6 protein-coding genes, 6 tRNA genes and 2 rRNA genes are annotated in these 7,270 nt (G+C 40.0%); 12 read left to right on the top strand and 2 right to left on the bottom strand.

Annotated features, from left to right (window positions below; all coding sequences use genetic code 11):
• The 10 genes from QD47_RS32795 to QD47_RS32790 all read left to right on the top strand — a co-directional run.
• Positions 1-98, top strand: a 23S ribosomal RNA gene (locus tag QD47_RS32795); the annotation flags it as partial.
• Positions 99-244: 146 nt separating this feature from the next.
• Positions 245-361 (top strand): 5S ribosomal RNA (gene rrf / locus QD47_RS28955).
• A 69-nt stretch (positions 362-430) separates the two neighbouring features.
• Positions 431-506: transfer RNA gene (locus tag QD47_RS28950), tRNA-Ala, on the top strand.
• A 4-nt stretch (positions 507-510) separates the two neighbouring features.
• A tRNA-OTHER gene (locus tag QD47_RS28945) sits at positions 511-585 on the top strand.
• 116 nt (positions 586-701) lie between these two features.
• Positions 702-775 (top strand) — tRNA-Met (locus QD47_RS28935).
• 117 nt (positions 776-892) lie between these two features.
• Positions 893-968: transfer RNA gene (locus QD47_RS28925), tRNA-Thr, on the top strand.
• A 135-nt stretch (positions 969-1,103) separates the two neighbouring features.
• Positions 1,104-1,167 (top strand) — tRNA-OTHER (locus QD47_RS32000).
• Positions 1,168-1,177: 10 nt separating this feature from the next.
• Positions 1,178-1,249: transfer RNA gene (locus tag QD47_RS28920), tRNA-Lys, on the top strand.
• Positions 1,250-1,901: 652 nt separating this feature from the next.
• On the top strand, positions 1,902-2,372 hold the full coding sequence (locus tag QD47_RS28915; RefSeq protein ID WP_082067353.1) for a hypothetical protein: 471 nt from the start codon (positions 1,902-1,904) through the stop codon (positions 2,370-2,372).
• Between the two features lie 430 nt (positions 2,373-2,802).
• Positions 2,803-3,477 (top strand): hypothetical protein, encoded by a 675-nt coding sequence (locus QD47_RS32790; protein ID WP_200893547.1) that lies wholly within the window; start codon positions 2,803-2,805, stop codon positions 3,475-3,477.
• Between the two features lie 338 nt (positions 3,478-3,815).
• Here the strand turns inward: QD47_RS32790 and QD47_RS34355 are convergent, their stop codons facing one another.
• On the bottom strand, positions 3,816-3,935 hold the full coding sequence (locus tag QD47_RS34355) for a hypothetical protein (protein ID WP_152643906.1): 120 nt from the start codon (positions 3,933-3,935) through the stop codon (positions 3,816-3,818).
• On the bottom strand, positions 3,932-4,495 hold the full coding sequence (locus tag QD47_RS33835; protein WP_052647017.1) for a restriction endonuclease: 564 nt from the start codon (positions 4,493-4,495) through the stop codon (positions 3,932-3,934). The genes QD47_RS34355 and QD47_RS33835 overlap by 4 nt, the downstream gene beginning before the upstream one ends.
• 221 nt (positions 4,496-4,716) lie before the next feature.
• Between QD47_RS33835 and QD47_RS28900 the strand changes: the two genes are divergently transcribed.
• Entirely contained in the window at positions 4,717-6,975 is a 2,259-nt protein-coding gene (locus QD47_RS28900; RefSeq protein WP_044649373.1) for an ATP-binding protein, read from the top strand.
• Between the two features lie 86 nt (positions 6,976-7,061).
• The coding region (locus QD47_RS33580; RefSeq protein WP_044649372.1) for a helix-turn-helix domain-containing protein at positions 7,062-7,270 on the top strand (209 nt) is incomplete at its 3' end.

The following is a 7,270-nucleotide window of genomic DNA, read 5'->3' as shown; positions in this document are numbered from 1 at the left end:
CGTAAGACCCCTTGAAGACGACGAGGTAGATAGGTTGGGGGTGGAAGTGCAGTAATGCATGGAGCTGACCAATACTAATCGGTCGAGGGCTTATCCTAAGGATAGAACGCAATGGAGTTTCGGTTCCAGTTTTCAGGGTGTAAGTTTTGTCTCATGTAAGCTCGAGAGGCTTATATGAGACAAGCGAACACACAGCATTTGGCGATGCTGATTCCTGAAAAAGAATTTGCACAGCAAATTCATGTTTGGTGGCGATAGCGGAGGGGTTCCACACGTACCCATCCCGAACACGACCGTTAAGCCCTCTAGCGCCGATGGTACTTGGACCGCAGGGTCCTGGGAGAGTAGGACGCCGCCAAGCAACCCCTTAATGGGGCTTTTTTTTGCCTATCAGGCTATTGTTTATACATACAAAATTGAATTTTAAGATGGGGCTATAGCTCAGCTGGGAGAGCGCCTGCCTTGCACGCAGGAGGTCAGGGGTTCGATCCCCCTTGGCTCCACCAATATTCCCTGATAGCTCAGTTGGTAGAGCACTCGACGTTAATCGAATTGTCACAGTTTCGAGCCCTGTTCGGGGAGCCATATTTTGAACATTTCTGACTTTTATTTATATGGCGGCGGCGTAGCTCAGCTGGCTAGAGCGTACGGTTCATACCCGTGAGGGTTCGATCCCCCTCAGCTTCCACCATACCTTATATCGCGGGGTGGAGCAGTTCGGTAGCTCGTCGTGCTCATAACCCGAAGGTCGCAGGTTCAAATCCTGTCCCCGCAATTACTTTCAACTAAGAAAGCTGCCTCTTGAACCGTGGTGTAGAGGCCTAACATGCCTGCCTGTCACGCAGGAGTTCGAGGGGTCAAATCCCGTCGGTTACGCCATTTAACTTAAAATGCCGGTGTAGCTCAACTGGTAGAGCAACTGACTTGTAATCAATAGGTTGGGGGTTCAAGTCCTCTCGCCGGCACCACATATGGAGGATTAGCGAAGTGGCCAAACGCAGCAGACTGTAAATCTGTTTTCTTACGAGTTCGGTGCAGACAGGCGCGACTCAAAATCGTGAGGGAAACCGCGAAGGTTCGAGTCCTCTCACCGGCATCTATTTCGTGATGTAGCTCAGCTTGGTAGAGCACCTGGTTTGGTCGCATGTTTAAATCGTGTCGTCCCGATAAATTATTCGCGGGTGTAGTTCAATGGTAGAACTCCAGCTTTTTAAGCTGGTAGCGTGGGTTCGATTTCCCATCACCCGCTTTATATAGATGAAAAGGAGAGACGGCTTATTTTTACGCCATCTCTTCTTTTTTACTTTTAAACTATCGTGTCCCGACATTATGATCATATTTCCCAAACACTGCATCCCAAATCGTCAATGCAGAGTGTCTATGGTTTGATAAATCGATCATACAAAGCTTAGGCCAAAGGTGTTGCTCAATCTACTGGATTTAACAGAGTTCCTTTATAATAAACTGGGTTAGCATATTTATTTAAGGTGAAGTTCAAAAGAAATTAACCGGCGGCGGAGCGGTGAGCAAGCAAGACAAGTAATGGGAGAATAGTGGTCTAAAAGGCGGGAAGAGCGCCCACTAAAGAGCCAGCACGTACCCCTCTAGACCGCTACTCCCGCCGATAACTTAGAGTGCCTGCGCCCAGCAAAAGGCACTCTACATTCCTGGCGTTAGCTTAACGCAATGTTCATATCTATATACGCGGTGAGTATCTATGCCGCTTATTAAAAGACCGAATTACTATTCTGATCTTTATATTTATGATAAAACGAATCAGACAAAGATTTTTAATTACTATAGTCAAAATTAGTTGAACTTAGTGGGGGGCTAAGCATGTCTACTTTGTTTGTTAATATAGTATAATTGACTTTATTAGAGTAAAAGGAGAAGAATAACACATGCGTTCAGTTGAGTCTTTCATAATGACATACACGCTAAATAGTGGAATCAAAGGATCTATTGCATTGTCCAGCAAACAAATACAGGATTGGATGGAATCTTACCGAATAGGCAGCAAATATGTAACAACAGTTGGCAAAGAATATTTTGGGTTAAATCCGGAGCTTGTAGCAGACTTTAAGGTACATAATGAATTTAGTGAGCAAAGGGAACATATATCAGTGAATCAATTAACAACAAACAAGGAAAATGAACAGTTGAAAAATGCCTATAGTCAGCATGAGACATTGATTCAGGTGGAGTGTAAATGTGGGGAATCCTATGTCGCGAAATCAACGTTTAAGAGGAGTAAATGGGGTTGCAGAAGTTGTGATGAAATTGTTTTCTTAGATAGAAAGAAAGGGCAAGTTAATACTGGGGAAGGCAATGCATGGTATATGACAAATAGGTATTTTGTTGAGAGGAATTAGCCTGTTCCCTAAGTGAACTTTAGATTATTAAACGGTAATTTAAGTCCATTAGACTCTCGTGCGTCAGTGATAGTATACTCGTATAGCATCAAGTGCTTTTTGACGATTGAACATCAACACTCTTGTTTATGGGTTACAGTTGTTTGTCCAGAAATAATCATTAGGTAAAGTATTTTTTGAAAAAATAACTTATTGGAGTAATAATGTTTTGTCTCATGGACTATAATAATATTAAACCGTCAGTATAAAACTGTTTAGCAAATAGGCCATCTGGATTCAGGTGACCTATTTGTGTTTTTTAAACTAAATAGTCATCGAAATAACGATAGCTGGTATAATGGAAAGGTAAGTTTATACAATAAGTAACTATTTAATGGTTTATTAAAATGTAGGTTAGGATTAAATAATTATTAAAATAAGGTGGCTGAGTATGGGGATTCACAATAAGAGACTGCTTTTAATGGCTGGATGTATGGTTTTATCAGTAACTTTGACTGGTTGCGGAGAATCAAACAAGGAAAACAATGAGGGCCAAAATGCCATTGAGGCAATAAATACGGCTAATGATCCGATTGCTACGGACGAAGCCGTAACGAGTAGCAAGGCTAATAAGCCAGTTAAAAATCAAGGAATATCTATAGATTCACTGGTCACCAAGGCAGGAGGACTTGGGGATACAAAGGAGATAATAGAACAGATCCGTGGTGCAGATGAGAATGGGCAGGATGCCGGGATAAGTTCTTATCAGAATAATAGCTTTCTCGCTATCTATGCCGAAGATGACGTTACAAAGAAAAACACGGCTTTTAATATTACACTGTCATTTGAAGCTACGGATACCCCAAGGCGCTCTGTAAAGGAAGCTATACGTGAAGCATCTTCTGTAATTCCGAGTGACGCTGTTAAGGTCAAAGAGTATAAGGTTGACGAGGAACGAGACGCAATCCAGTATAAGAGCAAGCTCCTTTCAGAACGGTTGAAGGGCTGGTATGATCTCAATGGACAGAATAATCCAGAATCTATGCCAGGTACCTTTATCGTCATACTGAAGCACGATAAAGAGGGGATTTTCTCAGTCGTGGTTAATGTCGGTAATAATCCGTAAAAAGTCTCAACTGGAAACGATACATACACCGTGGAGAGTGTGTATTCCAAGTGGCATTTAATTTCTGTCAAATATTAAAAGGCTAGGATAGGCATTTTAATAAATCAAGGATACGGTGAATCATTTTTTGTGCGAACACTTTTCCAACATTCACTTAAGCAGATCGTAAACGCGTTTTTCACTTTTAAAGCAATCGCTTCCACTCAGCGTAATGGGCGGAAGTGATTTTTGTTTTTATAGTAATAGTAAAAAAACTATGGAAACAACATGTAACCCACACAGAATAAAGCATCCACTTTTTTAAAAAGAAGAAGTTCTTATCAAATTACGTTAGGTAATCATAAAAGGGAACTATAATTATCATTTAACAACCGTATTAGCTGGTCACGATTGATGAGACTGACACCAACCTTTTGAGCGAGAACAGATGCCGGGGAGGTATAATAAGAGCTAGTTATAACGTATGCTTCAGTACAATTGTAGAAATTTTACCTGTACAAACCTCCTGAACCGCAGTAACCCCTACTCGTTGAGAAGGAGAATAGCGCTTTGCTTGCACTGCAATTTTCCGTCGCCCCTGATACAAGATGAGATCAACACCTTGATCGCCAGACCCCTTTGTCAATTCAACCTCATAACCCTTTCCCTCAAATAGCTTCTTAAGGAAAAATTCAAATTCCAGACCTCCTAACTGATCTACATCGTTGATTGTCATGTGATTTTTTCTGACTACAGCTTTAATTTCTTTTGAAATAGCAAAGGAAATAGCCTGTCTTATTGTCCATGTCAGATACATTCTATCATATCGTGCTAGTTCATCTTGTAATTCAAGGATCTCACTAGGCTCTATATTGTTATTTATTAATCTACTGTGTGGTAAGCGATCAACAAACCTAATTACGATGGGATGTTTCGCAAGTTTACCAGCCTGAAAAAGTTGGTTTAATGCCCAAACTAGCGCAACTATTAAAAAGCCTACGATAAGTGTCTTGACCTCTATTCCTGCAATCAGATTCAAAATTGTGCTCCTTTCACTGAATTTCATAAATAAAATCGGCGTATACTTAATGATTCTGACATAAAACGCTCCTTTACATTTGAAATAATTATAGTCTGTTAATCAAACAATCGTCCATATGAAATAACGCCATTGATTTTATTTTGACAAGCGATATCGCTTATGATAATTTTATGTTAAGCGATATCGCTTGTCATAATAGTGATCGGAGGATATGTTGTATGCAATTGGTAAGAGAAGATTGGAAGTTATTTAGAAACATAGAAACTCTTTGCCAGAAGGCAGGAGTTCACCGGGAGTTCATTCCTTTGTTAGTAGTGAAAGAATTGGTAGATAATTCATTAGATGCTACTGGGGATTGTAAGCTTGAACTTGTAGACAATTATAGTTTTCGTGTATCTGACGATGGAATAGGAATAGATCCGGAGTGGTTACATGAGTATTTTTCAATAAATCGTCCTATGATCTCTTCGAAATTAGTACGATTGCCAAGTCGTGGGGCGCTTGGTAATGGATTGAGAGTTGTCACGGGTGCTGTTATAGCCACAGGTGGAAGCCTCACGGTAACCACTAGGGGGAATACCTTTCATATTTTGCCTCAAGATGATGGAACGAGTAAGGTCGACTTTGTTAGAAATGATGAACACATGGGTACTTCAATTCTTGTAAAATTAGGTATGTATGTTGACGAGGAAACACTTAACTGGGGACAATTAGCAATAAATTTTTCTAGCAAAGGAACATTATATAAAAAAGGGCAATCTTCACCACAATGGTACACTTCTGAAGCATTTTATGAACTAGTTAACGCTGCAGATATGCCTATTAAAAGTTTTGTATCATTGTTTGCAGGTGCCAAAATCTCAGAAAAAATAGTAACCCGTCTACATAATGATTTCAATGGATTACTTACAAGTACACAACAATTAACCTTCGGTGATGCTGAACATATGCTAAGGTTGCTGCGGGAAGCTATCAAAGCACCTTCTGCTAAGTCATTGGGTGAGGTTGGGGATTGTTACACAAACTTGGAGCATTTTAAAAAAGCAGGGGAGTTTTCAATCGAATCTGCTCGTGGTTTATATGACGCAAACATCCCAATCATTGTTGAGGCATGGGTTGGCATAAAAAAAGGTGACCCAATGAACCTCCAATCTTCGATAACAATATGCGTTAATAAGTCGCCCGTGACGACAGACGTTAAAGTTGCAACTAAACAAGCTTCAACAATCATTTGGAGTGGTGGTTTATATATTGACGTCAAATGTAGACCAGCACAATTTTTTCTGAACATTATAACGCCATATATGCCAATAACAAGCGATGGAAAAGCTCCAGATTTTCGGCCAATGTCAAGTGTAATCGAAACGACAATAAAACGGGCAGTATCAAAAGCAAGAAAACTGAATCAGCTCGAAATTTCTGGTGGACTTACAGAAAGAGAAATTGTATTGATAAATTTGCCTGCTGCAATAACAAAAACAAGTGGAGATGGGAAATTCATTTTTAGTCAACGTCAACTCTATTATGCGATCAGGCCATATATCATGGAAGCATTCAATGGTAAACAGCCAAATTATAATTATTTTTGCTCTATTTTAACGCAATATGAAGCTGAGTATGGGGATATTCCTTCAATGTATCGAGATCCACGAGGGACATTATATCATCCACATACTGGCGAAGAAATTCCACTAGGTACAATCGCTGTTCAAAATTATAATCGTCCAAAATGGACATTCAACAAGATAATTTTTATAGAGAAAGAAGGTTACTTCGCGAGTTTACGAGATGTTGGATTTCCAGAAAAATATGACTGTGCCTTACTATCGTCCAAAGGTTATGCTTCAAGGGCGGTAAAAGACCTTTTCGATCTTCTTGGAGAAACGGAGGAAGAAATTCAATTTTTTTGTGTGCATGATGCAGACGCTGCGGGAACAAAAATTTTCGAAACACTGCAGGAGGCCACAATGGCTCGACCGGAGCGAAAAGTAAAAGTAATTAATCTGGGACTTGATCCAGAAGAAGCCGTTGAATTAGGCTTACAAATTGAAACTTTTAAAAATGATAGCAGACGTCCAGTGGCCGATTATGTTCCTTGGGAGTGGACGGAGTGGTTACAACACAATCGCGTAGAGCTAAACTCTATGACAACACCAGAATTTATTGAATGGTTGGAGAATAAAATGAAATATCATGGCGTTGGGAAAGTTATTCCCACAGACGAGGTTCTTGCTAAGGAATTCCAAGAGAGTACAGAGCAAGAAATCCGAAATCGGGTAATGAATAACATCTTGGTTCAGAATTTCTACGAGGAAAAAGTGGATCTTGAGTTATCGAAATTGGAAGACAAAATCAATCTGGTGAAAACGGATATTAGAGAGAAAGTGAGCGGTAAACTTGAGAATAATCCTTTATATCGCTGGGATACTCCTCTTAAGCAAATGGCGCATGATATAATACACCAAGGTGATATCTAAAATCACTGGGTTTTTATACTATTTCTAGACAAACATAAGCGCAATCGCTTATATTTAGAGAAAGTATAAGAATTTAAGGTGACGAAATGAATCCTTTAAAACAGATAATGGACATAAAAGAGGCCTCCGAAAAGTGGGGCCTTAAGCCTTCCTATATAAAGGACTTATGCCGGCTAAGGCTTGAGCAAGAGGGGAAGGCCATAAAAATGGGTAACACTTGGGTTCTTGTTAAAAATCAGCCGAATCCGAGTCAACCTGATCATCCAAAAAATTGGCGAGCGCAGAAATTGAATAA

Source organism: Paenibacillus terrae (genome assembly GCF_000943545.1).
GTDB lineage: Bacteria > Bacillota > Bacilli > Paenibacillales > Paenibacillaceae > Paenibacillus > Paenibacillus terrae_A.
The sequence above is the reverse complement of the archived record's forward strand: the minus strand, read 5'-3'. Positions and strand labels throughout refer to the sequence as shown.

What these genes read in the sequence shown, in the direction of transcription:
- QD47_RS28900 (WP_044649373.1), top strand. Translation starts at nt 4,717, where the DNA reads ATGCAATTGGTAAGAGAAGATTGGAAGTTATTTAGAAACATAGAAACT.
- QD47_RS32790 (WP_200893547.1), top strand. Translation starts at nt 2,803, where the DNA reads ATGGGGATTCACAATAAGAGACTGCTTTTAATGGCTGGATGTATGGTT.
- QD47_RS28915 (WP_082067353.1), top strand. Translation starts at nt 1,902, where the DNA reads ATGCGTTCAGTTGAGTCTTTCATAATGACATACACGCTAAATAGTGGA.